Here is a 15,237-nt window from a genome sequence, read left to right on the forward strand (position 1 = left end):
TCATAAAAAACGGGCCCCCGATCCGGAGGGCCCGTTTTTTGTGTCTGGTGGAGAAGAAGCGCCTACAGCGTTTCCTGGACCCACTCCGAGATCTTGCCCTTGGCCATGGCCCCGATCTTGGTCGAGACGACCTGACCGTCCTTGAAGATCATCAGCGTCGGGATGCCCCGAACGCCGTACTTGCCCGGCGTCATCGGATGATCGTCAATATTGACCTTGGCGACCGTCAGCGAACCTGACATTTCCTCGGCAATCTCCTCGAGCGCCGGGGAGATCTGCTTGCACGGACCACACCATTCCGCCCAGAAGTCCACGAGGACCGGGCCGCTGGCATTGATCACATCACTCTCGAAGGATTCATCGCTGACCGCTTTGGTCGCCATGGGACACTCCTTTGTTGGGACGAATCCGCGGGGGCGGACTCCGTTGATGGCGCGTGAGGTAAGGAGGGCCGGGCCGTCCGTCAAGCCGCACCCGTGTCGAAGACGGTGTCGAGCACCGTGTCGGGAAGCTCCATCAATCGCGCCGCGTCGGTCCACAGCAGGGCGCAACGCACGGATTTACCGGGGTGAACCGCGCGCAACAGGGCTCGATAGGTCGCCATCTGGCCGAGATAAACTTTCGCCACTGCAGCAACATCGGCCGGTGGTGGGCGGTTGGTCTTGTAGTCGATGATCAGCACTTCATCGCCGGTCACGACCAGCCGGTCGACCTGTCCGCGGATGATCGTGTTGGCGGGAAGACCCGGCGCCTGACCGACCAGGGCCACTTCGGCCCGGCTGCCCGGACCGAACAAGGGCGCAAATTCGGGATGATCGAGTATGCCCAGTGTCTCGGTCAGGATCTGCGCCCGGTCCGGCTCGGAGATATCGGACTGCGCCGCGAGGAATCGCTGGCCGGCAGCCTCGCGTCGCTCGGATGGCAGGTCGGGCAAGGTCTGCAGCAGCTTGTGGATCACATCGCCGCGGCGGAAGCGATGCCCGCCCGGGTCGGCCAATGGAGACAGCACGGCCGGTTCACCGTCTTCGTCCGCCAACAGGCTGGACGGTGCCGCGCCCAGAATTTGACCGCCTTCGGCCGGTGCCATCCGGGCGGCCCAGTCCGGCAGGCTAGTTTCGCGATCCACCACGCCCCCAAAAGCGCCGAGCGCCACGGGTGCCGGGCCAAAGCGCAGGCCGGGCTCCGCACCCTCGACGAAACGCGCCACCGGTGTTTCGATCGGCTGCCACCCATCGCCCTGCCAGGCTGCCGCAAGTTGCGTATACCAGCTGTCCTCGGAGATCCGGCCCGGATTGCCCTGTCCCTGGCGCCAACCGCACACGATCAACCGGTCACGGGCCCGCGTCAGCGCCACATAAAGCAGGCGGCCATGTTCGGCCAATTGCCGATTCTCGGACTCCAAACGCAATGCGGCGACCACGTCGGTGTCGTCTGCCTTGCGCTGAGACCACAACAGGCCGCAATCCTCATGCGAGAAAACCGGATCGGACTTGCCGGTCAGCGGACTGCGCGTGGTATCCGGCAGGATGATGACCGGGCGTTCCAGCCCCTTGGAGGCGTGCACGGTCATCACCTGGACCTCGTCACGGTCCGGGCTCATCTCGCGTTTGATCTGGACGTCATCGCTCTCTATGCGGGCAATGAAGCTGGCCAGCGCGCCACCCTCTTCGCGCTCGTGCTGAAGCGCCCGCGCCAGGAATTCCTGCAACGGGTCCCGCGCCTCCTCGCCTAGACGCGCGAACAGGCGCGCCCAGCGCGTCTCGCCGGTCGGTGTCCGGGCATTGAGAAAGCCGGTGAAGAAATCATACAGGCGAGATTTGTCGGCCTGGTCTCGCAGCGCCGACAGGGCGGCGCGGGCATCGGCGAAGCGCGGATCCTCGCTGGTGAAAAGGGCGTTCCACAAGGTGCCGCGCCGCTTCAGGTCGGTTCGCGAGCGGGCAAGGTCATAGAGCGCCTGCTCGTCAATTCCCGGCCGGGACGGATCGATCGGATCGAACAGCGGCGAGCGCAGGACTTCCGCCAAGGCCAGATCATCCCCGGAGGTCATGGCAAAGCGCCCCAGCGCCAGCATGTCCTTTACCGCGGTCTGGTCGCGCAGCACCATCCGGTCTGCCCCGGCGACCGGAACGCCGGCCAGTTTGAGCTGACGGATCACTTCCTCAAAGAAGCCACCGGTCCGGCGCCAGACCAGGATGGCGATGTCGGATGGCCGGACCGGGCGCTGGCTGAACTGCCCACCCTTTTCCTCCCAGACCGCGTCACCGCGGGCGATCATGTCGGCGATCTCACCGGCCACCGTCCGGGCCAGCACATCGCGCGAACTGCCGCGGGCTCGCAGATCGACCGGGTCGAAGATCGATCCTTCTTCCGTCTTCTCCGGCTTGGGTATGGCCGGCCAAATCTCGACACAGCCCGGTGTATGCGACCGCGCAGCCCGGTGCCCCTGATAGCGGGCAAAGGGCAGGTCGGTGGCACCGGCAACAAACTTCATCTCCGGTGCCGGACGTTTCGCCTCGAAGGCCTGGTCAACCGCCGCAAGGATTTCCGGCGCCGAGCGGAAGGAGACATCCAGACCCGGGCGCTCGAACGGCACTTCCACCGCCGCTGTGGAGGCCGCCAACCGGTCGCCCTCCTCGATAAAGCGGGCCGGTTCGGCACCCTGGAAGGAATAGATCGACTGTTTCTCGTCACCGACCACGAACAGGGTCCGGCCCGTCTCCTGTGCGCCGGCTCCGGCGAAAAACTCGGCCGTCAGCCCGCGGATCATGTCCCATTGGCGCGGCGCAGTATCCTGGGCCTCATCGATCAGGGCATGGGCGAGCTGACCGTCGAGCTTGTAGCCAACCCAGCCGGAGAACGGGTTTTCCGGCGCCAGCAGATTGCCGGCCAACCGGATCAAATCGTCAAAGTCCAGCGCCCGTGCCTGTTCCAGCGCGTCGGAATAGGCGCGCGTGAAATCGTCGACAATACGCAAGGCCACGGCACTCGCCCGGGCGATTTCGGCCCGTTTGATCATGTCCCGCAGCGCATCCAGCCGCTCGGCCTCGGCTTCCAGCAGGGACAGGATATGGGGAAAGGGTTTGGCGATCGCAGCGGTCACGAGACTGGCGACCCGGTGAGCTCGCCCACCACCGGTAAAATAGAAGCTCAGCGCCAGATCAAACGCCAGACCCGGATCTGCAGTCGCCAGTGCCTGGAGAAGCAAGGCACCACGCTTGGCATCGGTGGGCTTGCCCTCGTTGCACATCGCGTGGGCGGCGGCCTCGATCTCCTTGCGAGGCATATCGGCCATCGCTTGCGCCTTCAATCGCTCCGGGGCCGCTCCCACAGGCAGGTCCAGCACGTCCCATAACTGAGCGACCAGCCCGTCGCACCCCCCGGCCCGCTCACAGGTCTCGGCGAAGTCATGGCGGTTGGACCGGGCCCAGCGCAGGATGGTGTTGATCGCATCGGGGCCGCCGGTCCCGATCAGCGTGTTGACGGCGTCAGGCGCCAGGCCCGCGAGCACCTTCCGGCGCGCCGTTTCCATCGCCTTGCCCGCCGACGCATCATCGAGGGTATCAAAGCCGGGCGGCGCGCCGGCCTCGAGCGGAAAGCGACGAAGCAGGCCCTCACAGAATGCGTGGATGGTCTGGATCTTGAGGCCGCCGGGCGTTTCAAGCGCCTGGGCAAACAGCTTTCGGGCCCGGTCCGCATCACCCGGTTTCAGGTCGCGATCCAGCAGCGCCTTGAGCTCGACAGCAAGGACCTCGTCCGGCGTCACCGACCAGTCACCAAGACGCTTGAACAGGCGCTCCTTCATCTCGGCGGCAGCGGCCTTGGTGTAGGTGACGCACAGGATTGTCTCGGGCAGGTGGCCGGCCAACAGCAGATTGATCACCCGATCAACCAGAACCCGCGTCTTGCCGGACCCGGCATTGGCCTCAACGAAAACACTCGCCTCGGGACGCGCGGCTCGCTTCTGGTCAGCGCTGGCCGACTTGAGGATATCCGGATCGAAACGGGCCTCGCTCATGTCTCGCCCTCCGATGAGCCCTCGGCCGCCGAGCCCCATTCGCCGCGCCGGGCGAGATGATCGAAATCACCGTAGTCATTGGTGTACTGGGCCCGGATCTGGCTTTCATAGGGCATCGTTTCATCATCGAAACGAGCAATCCATCCGCTCAGATCGGCCAGCGCGCCTTCGACATAGCTGGCCACATCCGAATTCTTGCCGTCGTCAATGCGGACCTCCTTGCCACCGCCGGCATTGCCTGGCAGCGAGATGTAGTAGAGCCCGGCCGCCTCGCCCGCCTCCAGCGCCTCGAACGCGCCCGCCGCCGCCATCGCCGCCGTCAGCGGCAATTGCGGATCAAAGCCGGCCTTGATCGACTTGGCGCTGGCCGAGCCGCCGGTCTTGTAATCGATGATGTCGAGGCGTCCGTCCGGATGGCGATCAAACCGGTCCGAACGCCCGGTCAGCGTCCAGGGTCCGGCGGGTCCCTCAAAAGGCATGGAGCCAACGATCTCGACCTTGTCGAGATGGATGCCACGCGCCCGGCGTTCGGCCTCCCAGCCAATCAACCAGGACGCCGCCCGCTCAAAGCGCGCCCGCTCCAGCACCATTTCCTCCGGCCCGAATCCGGCCTCCGCCAGCTTGAGCTCGGCGTGGGCGACCAGCTGGTTCACGGCGTCATCGGGAATGCCATCGGTCCAGGTCGGAACCACCGCTTCCAGCGCATCATGGAGCGCCGAACCGCGTTCGCGGGCAGCGGGCGGCATGTCAGCGGGATCAAGGCGGCGCAGTCCCAGCACATGGCGGGCATAGATGGAATAGGGGTCGCGGACCCAGGTGCGAATCTCCGTGATCGACATCTGCCGCGGCCGAACGGAGACGGGCGGTGTTGGCGTGGGACGCGGTGCAGCGGTCGGCGGCCCGCCTGGATCATCGAGGCGGCGCGACAGGGCGGCGTAGTCGGTCGCCGGCGCAAAGGCCGCGTCGGCCGCGGCTCCCAGCGCCCCGCGCGCCAGTGTCTTCAACCGCCACAGCCAGCGCGAGGCCACGGTGGGCGAGCCTTCCGACTTGCCCGACCGGGTCATAATCACATCCGGCGCGGCAGCGAGTTGTGCGAAATCATGGGCCGCCAAACCATAGCGCCGCTCCGGCGCGCCCAGACCCACTGTTCGCCGCATGCCCGGCGACAGCCACGGGTCGGCACCGGGACCAGGCGGCCAGACGCCTTCATTGAGACCGGCCAGGATCACCCGGTCGGCGGTGATCAGGCGGGCTTCGAGCGGACCGAGCACCTGCAAGCGCGGATGCACGCCGAGGCGCGGCGCGACCCGGCGCGACCGGCACATTTCACCGAACGCCGCCGCATACTCGGTCAGGCTCATCTCGGGCAGGGCTTCGCTTTCCTCCAGCAGGGAGCGCAAAAGGCCCGCGGCCGCTTCGCCGCCTTCACCTGCCCAGACCGTCTGCGCGCCGGACCCGCTGTCATCGGAGGCCAGGGCCTCGGCGGCTTCGGCATGCGCGCGCGCCCAATCGCGAGCCGGGCGTTTTCCAGTTGTCAGTAGTCCGGACAAAGCGGTATCGAGCCGATCGAGAATGGCGTTTATCGTCGCCCGGTCCTCGTCGAACAGCTTGACGTATTTTCCGTCGAGCCGGGCCCGCACAGCAGCCAGATCGCGACCGGGACGGGCGCCGCGCAGCGCTTCCGCCTCGAACTTCGCCAGCACCGTATGGGTCAGGCCGCGCCGATGGCCGGCCCGGAACAGGGGCGATCCCCACAGCGCGGTCAGGGCAACGACGCTGCCGCAATCGCGCGCCACATCCAACAAGCGGGTCAGGAATGCGCCCGCCATTGTTTCCGCCAGCGCCGCGCCGCCGGAATCATCCAGCCGGACGCCAAAGCGCGTCATCTCGGCGGAGACCCGGCGGGCCAGCATGCGATCCGGTGTGACCAGAATGGCCGTCCGGTCCGGGGTTTCCAGCACCTCGCGGAGCATCAGGGCACAGGCACGGGCCTCGCTGATCTCGTCTGCGGTCTCGACCAGGGAGAGCCCGGACATGCCGTCGCCAAAGAAGCTGGCACCGAAGCGCTCCTCCAGCTCACCGATCCGTTTCAGCCATTCATCGGTTGTGTCGGCCGGACGCAAGGCTTCGGCGATCAGTCGGCGGCGACGTTCGGCCAGGTTGTCTTCCGCCGCTCCCGGCCAGGACGGCAGGGTCGAGCGATCCACGCCGAGCTCTTCGACCAGTGTCTTTATTGCCCATTGCGGGTGATCGTCCTTGATCGAGTCCCAGGCCGATGTGTCGGCGTCCCAATCGAAGCCCGGCAGCACCACCGCGCCCTGTGGCAGGTTGGCGACGACTTGCATCAACTTCCGTGCGGCCGGGATCGAACCCGTGGACCCGACCACCAGAACCGGATGGTCCGGCGGCTGCCGGGTCCAGCGATCGACCAGCTCGTGCAGGACCAGCGAGCGCCGCGCCGCCGCATCGGTCAGACCCAGCTCGGCCAGACGAGTCGGCCAGACACGCTGCACGATATCGATGAATTCGACAGCCTCGCGGCGGTCGGCCGGCAGATAGGTGGTGACCGCGTCGTGCAGATCCGACAGGTCGCTGACATCCTCGGTCGCGAGATCGTCGAGCAGGGCGGCCAGCGAGTCCGACAGGGCCAGCGCGCCGCCAACCCCGAGCGGGCGGCCGAGCGCACTCTCCTTGGCGAGGATGAGGCGCGCCAGCTCATAGCGCCGACGCTCGATCGAGATTGCCGGCGCCGCCAGCCCGGCCAGCTCTCCCGGCTCGAAGGGCGGGTCGTCGACATCAACATCACCAATGGGCCGGATCAGGGGCAGCAGGGCGACACCATTGCCGGCCAGCTCGGCGAATACATCGCCCAAGGCCTTGGCGGCACGGCGTGTCGGGGTCAGGATCAAAAGACGCGTCAGCGAGTCCGGATCACCGGCCGCGTCGAACTCGTCACGCAGTGTCGTCGCCAGGACGCGCAGAAAGTCCGCCTGCGGCGGAATGGTGTAGAGGCACGGGCCCGACGTATCGAAAAGACGTCCGCTCACCGCGCCAGCCGCGCCTCCGCCTCGGCCAGGGCGCGCGGGTCACCGACATGCATCCAGAAGGCCGGCAGGGTGACACCGTGCAAGCGGCCCCTGGCTGCCAGCTCGCGCCAGACTTCCATCATCGAGAAACGACTGACGGACCGACCGGCCAGAACCGCCGGATTGAGGATCTGGACACCGGCATAGGCGTAGGGCGCCGATTTCGCCTCACCGCGGAACCGGACTTCACCGCCCGCGTCCAGAAAGGCGTCGCCCGGACCGTCAAAGCCGAGCGTCGCATTCATCGGTGCCAGCAGCAGCAGGGCGTCCATCGCCGCGCCATCCCAAGCCGTCCGCAGGCTGTCGAGCGACGCGGCACCCGTTTCTTCCCAGATGGCATCAATATTGGCGATGAAGAAGGGATCGGCCCCCAGCTCGGGCAGGGCTTTCACCACGCCGCCACCGGTTTCCAGCACTTCGCCGCGCTCGTCGGAAATGGTGATGGACGGTCCATCCGGACGCGCCGATAGATGCGCCTCCATCTGGTCGGCGAAATGGTGGATATTGACCACGCAGCGCTCGACACCGCCCGCAGCATAGCGGTCCAGGGTCCAGTCGAGCAGGCATTTCCCGCCAACCTCGACCAAGGCCTTGGGGCGCTCGTCGGTGATCGGCCGCATGCGCGTCCCCAAACCGGCGGCCAGCGCCATGGCGGTGCGGATCTCGATCATTTGTGGGCTTCCGCGAACACCTGGGGCGCATGGGATTTCATCCACATGTGCAGGGGCATCAGGGCCGGGTGCTGAAGGTCGGCGACAAAATGGCGAGCCACGCGCGGCAGCAGGTCGAGATAGCGGGCTTTCCCGTCCCGCACAGCCAAGCGAACGAAGATGCCGAGAATCTTGGCATTGCGCTGGGCGCCGAGCACGGCATAGGCGGAATCAAACCCGGCTGCGTCCTCGATCCCTGCCTTGTGGACAAAGCGGGCCTTGAGCGGCACGGCGAGCTTGCGCTCGACATTGCGACGGGCGTCCTCGATCAGCGAAACCAGGTCATAGGCCGGGTGACCGATCAGCGCGTCCTGGAAGTCGAGCAGGCCGATTTCACCCTCGCCGTCTCGGTCGGGAAGGTAGATCAGGTTCTCGGCATGAAAATCGCGCAGGACCAGGCCGGGCGCGCAATGATCGAGACGCTTGAAGGACCGGGCCCAGATCGCGTGCCACTCGTCACGGGCGGCGGCGTCGGGGGCGGCGCCGGCATGCTTGTCGAGGAACCAGTCCAGGAACAGGTCGGCCTCGGCCATCAGCGCGGTCGCATCATAGGCCAGCAGCGGCCAGGTCTCGCCATCGCGTTCGACTGCATCGGGAAAGCTGGACCGATAGATCGCTGCCAGGACATCGACCGCCTTGGCGTAAAGCGTACCTTCGTGCAGGTCACCGGGCAAAAGCCGGGCGATCAGGTCATCGCCGAGATCCTCCAGCAGCAGGAAGCCGGATTGCGTGTCACTGGCCAGCACGGTCGGGGCGGAAAAGCCGCGCTCGCACAGGGCGTCGGCCAGGCCCGCAAAGGCGGTAAGATTTGACCCGGCCAGACGGGCGACGGCGTTATAGCCCAACTTGGCACGCGTCTGTGGATCCGCATCCGGCGGGCAGACTGGCGCTTCGGCTGCGGCCGGCGCGTCCATCAGCATGGCCCGCTCATCGCCTTTTTCAAGGCGGACATAGCGGCGTGTCGAAGCGTCGCCCGGCAGCGGATGATGCGTTGCATCGCCCCAGCCGGCCGTGTCCAGAAATCTCGCCATTGCGGCTGTGCGGTCAGATGTCATCAAGGCGCGCCTCCCACTCGCCAAACCCTGTTAAGCCCGCCCGTCTTGGTATGTCCATTGTCGCGCCGGGGCTTTCCCCGGTCATCTCGAGCTGCAGCTCCAGCCTGTCAGCCGGAACGAGACCGAACAAGCGGTCGGGCCACTCGATCAGCATCGCCACGTCGCCAAAAGCATCATCAAGGCCCAACTCGTCGAGCTCGTCGGCGCTCTCGATCCGGTAGAGGTCGGCATGCCAGAGCTCGTCCGGACCCCAGTCATAGGTCTGGATGATCGTGTAGGTCGGGCTGGGCGCGTCATCGACGCCGCACAGCGCCGCGATGACCGTGCGGGCAAAAGTCGTCTTGCCGGCGCCCAGTTCACCCTTCAGGAATACCGTGTCGCCGCGGCGCAGCGCTTTGGCGAGCCGCAGGGCCAGCGCCTTGGTTGCCGCCAGATCGGGCAAGGAAACAGTCTTCAAATTTCCCATGGATTGCGCTTAACGAAGCCCGCTCGGTACGGCAAGCGGTGAGGCTGAATCTTGACTTGGCCGTGAACGCTGTTCATTTGCTGGGCGAAGAACGGAGACTGGCATGCCGAAGATTACCTATATCGAGCACAACGGAACCGAACACGTCATCGACGTCGCCACCGGGCTGACCGTGATGGAAGGCGCGGTGCGCAATCTGGTTCCCGGAATCGACGCGGATTGCGGCGGGGCCTGTGCCTGTGCGACCTGTCACGTCTATGTCGACCCGGCCTGGGCCGACAAGACCGGGTCTCGCGAGGCCATGGAAGATTCGATGCTCGACTTTGCCGAGGAAGTCCAGGAGACCTCCCGCCTGTCCTGCCAGATCAAGGTCAGCGACGCGCTGGACGGTCTGGTCGTGCGGATGCCCCAGAACCAGGGCTGAACCGGACTGTCAGCCTTTCAGGCCGGGGTGGGCCTATTCGGCCCGCGCCCGGTCTCCGGCCAGACGCGTCGCCGGACGGCTGGCCAAATCCAGCTCCGGCGGTACGGCGTTTCCCCGCGGCTCGGGCGGCAGGTGGCAGGACACCAAGGTGCCGCGCTCGGGCTCGGACTGAAGCTCGACCCAACCGCCATGCAGCTCGGCGATCTCCTTGACCAATGACAGACCCAGACCGGCCCCGCCGCGCTCACCGCGGGCGAAGCGGTCGAACACGCTGGCCTGTTTCTCGGGCGCGATGCCCTCACCATCATCCTTCACCCACAAGGTGACGTCCTCACCATTGCGGCGTGCGCCGATGGTGACGGCACCTCCGGTGGCGACATGGCGGATGGCGTTGGAGAGCAGGTTCATGGAGACCTGCTTGAGACGGTTGCGGTCAGCGCGCAGCAGGCCGAGCCCGTCCTCGATATCGACATCCAGCTTGATGGCGTGATGGTCGGCCCTGGCCGCGACCAGGTCGGCCGCTTCACGCGCCACTTCGCCCAGATCCACATCACCCAGTTCGAGCTCGAGCTGTCCGGCATCGATCGCCGCGACATCGAGGATGTCGTCGATCAGCTTGGCGAGGTGTGCCGCCGCCGACTGGATCGCCGACATCGGTTCCTTCTGGCGGTCGGACAGTTCACCGGCGAAGCCCTGGGCCAGCATGTCGGCATAGCCGCCGATCGTCGTCAGCGGTGTGCGCAGCTGATAGCTCACATGTTCGACAAACTCGGTCTTGATACGCTCGGAGGTTTCCAGCGCTTCGGCCCGCTCGCGCAGGGCTTCCTCGATACGGCGACTGTCGGTGACATCGTCCCAGCAGATCAGGGTGGCGCCATCGGGCAGGGGTCGGGTGAGATAGGTCAGGACGCGGCCGTCCGAGCGACGCATCTCGCCAGTGACCTGTTTTCGGGCCTGCGGGCTCGGATCTGTGACCCGCGCCTTGATATCGGTCCAGACCCGATCATCGGTGAACAGGGCGGTGCAGGTCTCCGAGACGGCATCGAAATCAGGTTGGCCGTCGAGCTCCTCGGCTTCAAAGCCCCACAAATCCTCAAAGGCGGAATTGTTGAGTTGCAGGCGGCCATTGGCGCCAAACACGGCGACCGCCTCGTGCAACTTGTCGAGGGTCGCGCGCTGGACGTTGATCAAGGTGTTGTAGCGCGCGCGCAGCGCCAGCTCGTCGGTCTTGTCCTCGAAGATCAGCATCAAGCCGCCAAGCGGATGGCGCTGCCGGGCGACCCGCAGGGTCCGTCCGTCCGGCAAGGGCCACAGCTCGTCCGGAGTCTCTTCGCTGGGCGGGGCATCATAGCGGGCGAGCTCGTCGGTCTTCCAGGCTCCGAAATCCGCCTGCTCGGGCAGCAGCCGCTTTTCGCGCATGCGGTCGAGGAACTGGCCATGGCCGGGTCGCTCGTTGAGCCAGGCGTCGTCGAGCTTGAACAGTTTCAGGAATGCTTTGTTGTGAAAGTTCAATCGCTTGGAGCGATCGAACACGACCACAGCTTCGGCCATGTGATTGAGCGTGTCGTCATGGGCCCTGCGGAACCGGGCCAGGGCCGCCTTGGCTTCCTCGCCATCGGTCACGTCGAGCGCGAAACCCGCTGCCCCGCCCGAGACCGGGAAGACCAGGAATTTGAGACCGCGCCGTGAGCCATCGACGACGACAATGCGCATCTCGTCCATGGGCTCGCCGGCGGCTGTGGCCCGGGACGCCAGCTCGGTCATCGCCGGGTCGAGCAGGGTCTGACGTTCAATGACCGCGTCGACCGCGTCACCTTCGACCGCCTCGATATAAGCCTGGTTGGCCCATTCGATCCGTCCGGTCGCATTCATCCGCCAGGCCGGAACCGGCGCCCGACCCAGCATGTCGAGAAAGGCCAGCGGATCCTTGGAGACCAGGCGGCGCGCTTCCTCGATGCGTCCGCGCGCTCCGGACTCCTCGAGCCCGCGAATGGTCGCGTCAGAAAGCCAGACCACCAGTTGGGTACCGGCAGCCCGCCCATCGGCTTCCAGAAAACGACCGCTTGGACCGAGGATGGTCAGGGAGAAGGGCTGACCCTTTTCACTCAGTTCGCCGAAGCGGCGACGCAGGGTGGTTTCCTCGCCGCCCGCCGAACGCGCTTCATAGTCGGCAAGGCCCTCCATCAGGATGCCGGCCGGATTGGGGCCGTCATTGGCCTCGGCGAAACGCAGCAGGGAGGCGAGCGCGACCGAAGACCCGAAAACCCGTGGTGCCCCCCACCCCGTATCTGCCTCTTCGGTTGGCGGCAGGTCCCAGACCAGCACGAGACCCGGATGGGCGCCGAACACACTGTCGGCCCGGGCGATGCGGTCTTCCAGATCGGCCATCTTGCGGCGCCACAGCGCCTGCGCACCGCGAGCGCCTGCAGTCTGTTTGAAGGCCCAGATGCCAACGGCCACGGCGAAGGCCACGGCTCCGATGGTGACAGCGAGTGTCACAAACTGAAATGTCTGTCCGGTCATCAATGTCGCCCTGGGTGCGGACCCGTCCCCACTGCCTGCGGCCCTCACGAATCACCATGATACCGGCCTGTCGAGTCGCGGGCGATGCCCGCACCGGTAAATTTCCTGACACGTTATATACCCGGGCCGGCATTGGCGGGGAAAAATCCGGCCCCGACGACCGATTGCAGCCGTATAGCCCCGTCCACGGGGTCGCTCACCGGCAGCGGCTGGACCGCCGGACACTGGGCGCCTGGCTGCTCGAAACTGTGGATAGTGCCCGGCCGGTCAGCGGATATGGACTTCGCCAGCGCGGAATTCGAACATCACCACGCAGTTTTCCAGGATGTCGACGCCATCCAGCGGTGCGAACTGCCATCTCGAAACGGCCCGCTCGGTCGCGCGGTTGAAAGGCCCGTCGGGTACGGCCCGGTGAACCCGCGCCCGGTGCACGCTGCCATCCGCATAGACATGGAAACGCACCACAACCCATCCCTGACGGCCGAATTGCCAGGCCCGGGCCGGATAATCGGGCAAGCTGGCGGATGTCGCCGCCAGCGTCGAGCCGCGGCAGTCCTCGGGGCCCATCATGCGCTCGACATTCGGCGGAACCGGCAATTCGTCACGCGGTATGAAGGGTCCCCGTCCGGGCGGCTCCAGACCTGGAAGCTCGACGGATGGCAGTCCGCCGCACGCGGTCAGAACGAGACAAAGGGTGGCAACTAGACTTCGCATGGCCGCAAGCTAGCGGCTCGCCCGGAGCCGAGAAAGCCCGCATTCAGCGCACCGGAGGACGGGCGTTGCTGAACAATTCGTAAAGAATGAGTGAACCCCGTTCATTTTCCGGCATCAAACTTGTAGGGTTCAGTCGAAATGGGTGAGGGGCCTGCCGATTTGGGACAATCGGCCAGGCAATATGTTGTTAGAGGTGCGTCAAGCCATGTCTTTGTTGCCAACCGCGCATGCGGGACAGTCCTTCGGGGCCCGCCGGATCGATTTTTACACTGTTTCGGGTGAAGTCTCGGCGTCCGACGATGCCACAGGCCGCGTCACCGATACCGACAGCATGACCCATGATGTCCGACTGCTGGATCGCTCCAATGCCCTGGCGCCAGGCGACACAGCCAGTGTGCTGCGTGTGCAGGCCGGGCCCAATCGCCGATCCCGGCCGGTCGCGATCATCAATCACAGCCGCGGCACCTGGATGCGTGCCGCGCCCGAGGCGACCACCCTGCTGGCCCGGTCCGGTGTTACGCGTGGTTTCAACTGGTGGCTATCGGTCCTGGTTCTGGCCCTGGTCGCCATCGCCGCAGTCTGGCCGGCGATCCATGTCTTCCTGACCGAGGTCAATGCCAACCTCATGGCGCCGGTGCCGGTGTTTGACGTATTCACCGAGATCAACGCCGCCCTGCCCGCGCTTGGCGGGTGGCGGATGGAAGCGGCGTTGCCGTCCGGCCTGCTCGACAGCCTGGCATCGCTCGGCTTCATCCCGATGGACCAGCTGACCCAATTGAGCCTTGCCCTGGGGGCCGGATTGCTGACCCTGTTGGCCTTCTTCGGACGCTCCTGGCGCCTCGTCTACATTCCGGCGCTGGGCGCCCTCGCCCTGGCCGGCGGCGCCATTCTCGGATCAACCCTGCCAACCCTGGCGGTGATTGGCGGCAGCCTGGCATTCTTCGTTCTGGGTGGCCTGGTCAACCGGATCCGCGACGGCGGCCGCTTCAACGCCCGCGTCGCCCGACTGGCCGAACACGCCCTGCGCAATCCGCCGCAGGAAGGCGTCCGGTCCGGTGACACAGGATCCGCAGCCCCGGCTGTCGCAGCCTCGGCCGCCATCGCGACTGCGACCGCGGCCGCACAGGGCGACAATCCCACCGGTGACATGTCGGAAGCGGCAAATGCCGAACCCGCTTCTGGAGCGGCCAGCGAAGCCGCAAGCGACACCCATGCATCCGGTGAAGCCGAAGCCCCGAACCCGGCTGACCTCCTGCCGGCCGCCCCGGATGACACAACAACGACCGATACGGTTACGGCCGGCCGGCCCGCGGCTCCCGAAGCGGCCGGTGATGCCGTCGCGGCGGCCGAGACCGACGCCGGCGCGTCGGACGCAGAATCAGAAACAGAAACCGAAAGCGTGGCAGCCGACGCCCAGCCAACCGCGCCCGGGACCACTGCCGATGACGCAAGCACCGTGACGGATATCGAACCATCGCCGGAAGCCGCAGTCATTGCTGATGCCGTGATCGACGAAACCGCCGACAGGACAGATCCGATCGCCGCAACCGCGTCCGATGACGCCGGAAATGACGACACGGCGGACGCAATCATCGACACGGAGGCGTTGACTCCGGAACAACCGGCCGGCAACGCACCGGACCTGTCCGCTGCCGACGAGGACGCCGTTGGCGACAGCGAAGACACCGCCATCGCAGCCGATATGGCTGATGCGCCGACGACCGAATCTGCGCCCGCTCCCGTCACCGGTTCGGATCAAGTCGAAGCCGATGATGACCTTCCCAGTCTGGATGAGGTGGCCGCAGCTGCAGCCCTCAGCGAGACCGAGAGCGCCCCGGCGAATGACGCGGGCAGCCCGGCCTCCGGTGCGCCCAGCATCGCCGTCGACCTGAATGACGAGCGCACCATGCCCGTCGCACCGCCGCCTCCGATGCCGGGAGACGGCGCTCCCCAGGTGGCAGCACCGGCCAATGATTCCAGCGAGCTCATCGCCGGACCGGCTGAAGCAGACAGCCCGGACGAGATTCAACCGGACGACCCGGCGACGCCGGCCCCGGAGCTTGCCGCCCCGATTGTCGACGACCCGATGATGGACGAGGCCGGTGACCCCATGGTCCCTGCGCCGGACGCCGGTGACCTCGCCCCCGGCGCACCGGATATCGAGCTGGACCGCACGCCTGCCGAATGACCGGAAAAAGGGTCGCTCCAACAAGAAAGCCCGCCATCCGGCGGGCTTTTTTTGTT

The 15,237-nt window shown here is 66.2% G+C and carries 10 protein-coding genes; 2 read left to right on the forward strand and 8 right to left on the reverse strand.

The genetic code is table 11. From position 1 onward, the window contains the following. Nucleotides 1-62 precede the first annotated feature (62 nt). From trxA to tsaE, 6 genes are all read right to left on the reverse strand, one after another. A complete protein-coding gene (gene trxA / locus VOI18_RS01080) occupies nucleotides 63-383 on the reverse strand; it encodes a thioredoxin TrxA (RefSeq protein ID WP_011642030.1) in 321 nt (106 codons plus the stop codon). 80 nt (nucleotides 384-463) lie between these two features. After that, nucleotides 464-4,015, reverse strand: coding sequence for a double-strand break repair helicase AddA (gene addA / locus VOI18_RS01085; protein ID WP_323760577.1), 3,552 nt, complete (start codon nucleotides 4,013-4,015; stop codon nucleotides 464-466). Beyond that, on the reverse strand, nucleotides 4,012-7,062 hold the full coding sequence (addB, locus tag VOI18_RS01090) for a double-strand break repair protein AddB (RefSeq protein WP_323760578.1): 3,051 nt from the start codon (nucleotides 7,060-7,062) through the stop codon (nucleotides 4,012-4,014). Before addB ends, addA begins: the two co-directional genes overlap by 4 nt. Then, complete coding sequence (locus VOI18_RS01095; RefSeq protein WP_323760579.1) at nucleotides 7,059-7,772, reverse strand: nucleotidyltransferase family protein; 714 nt, start codon at nucleotides 7,770-7,772, stop codon at nucleotides 7,059-7,061. Before VOI18_RS01095 ends, addB begins: the two co-directional genes overlap by 4 nt. Next, nucleotides 7,769-8,866, reverse strand: a complete 1,098-nt coding sequence (locus tag VOI18_RS01100) for an aminoglycoside phosphotransferase family protein (RefSeq protein WP_323760580.1) — start codon at nucleotides 8,864-8,866, stop codon at nucleotides 7,769-7,771. The genes VOI18_RS01095 and VOI18_RS01100 overlap by 4 nt, the downstream gene beginning before the upstream one ends. Next, nucleotides 8,856-9,332 (reverse strand): tRNA (adenosine(37)-N6)-threonylcarbamoyltransferase complex ATPase subunit type 1 TsaE, encoded by a 477-nt coding sequence (gene tsaE, locus VOI18_RS01105; protein ID WP_323760581.1) that lies wholly within the window; start codon nucleotides 9,330-9,332, stop codon nucleotides 8,856-8,858. Before tsaE ends, VOI18_RS01100 begins: the two co-directional genes overlap by 11 nt. 103 nt (nucleotides 9,333-9,435) lie before the next feature. Here tsaE and VOI18_RS01110 point away from each other — a divergent pair, with 103 nt between their 5' ends. After that, nucleotides 9,436-9,756 (forward strand): 2Fe-2S iron-sulfur cluster-binding protein, encoded by a 321-nt coding sequence (locus VOI18_RS01110; protein ID WP_323760582.1) that lies wholly within the window; start codon nucleotides 9,436-9,438, stop codon nucleotides 9,754-9,756. Between the two features lie 33 nt (nucleotides 9,757-9,789). On the opposite strand, the gene VOI18_RS01115 is transcribed toward VOI18_RS01110, so the two are convergent. Both VOI18_RS01115 and VOI18_RS01120 read right to left on the reverse strand, forming a co-directional pair. Further along, nucleotides 9,790-12,279, reverse strand: coding sequence for a sensor histidine kinase (locus VOI18_RS01115; RefSeq protein WP_323760583.1), 2,490 nt, complete (start codon nucleotides 12,277-12,279; stop codon nucleotides 9,790-9,792). Nucleotides 12,280-12,546: 267 nt separating this feature from the next. Continuing rightward, nucleotides 12,547-12,993, reverse strand: coding sequence for an energy transducer TonB (locus VOI18_RS01120; protein WP_323760584.1), 447 nt, complete (start codon nucleotides 12,991-12,993; stop codon nucleotides 12,547-12,549). Nucleotides 12,994-13,198: 205 nt separating this feature from the next. Here VOI18_RS01120 and VOI18_RS01125 point away from each other — a divergent pair, with 205 nt between their 5' ends. Beyond that, a complete protein-coding gene (locus VOI18_RS01125; RefSeq protein WP_323760585.1) occupies nucleotides 13,199-15,181 on the forward strand; it encodes a hypothetical protein in 1,983 nt (660 codons plus the stop codon). Nucleotides 15,182-15,237: the final 56 nt, after the last annotated feature.

This window comes from Maricaulis sp. (assembly GCF_034670125.1).
In the GTDB taxonomy this organism is placed as follows: domain Bacteria; phylum Pseudomonadota; class Alphaproteobacteria; order Caulobacterales; family Maricaulaceae; genus Maricaulis.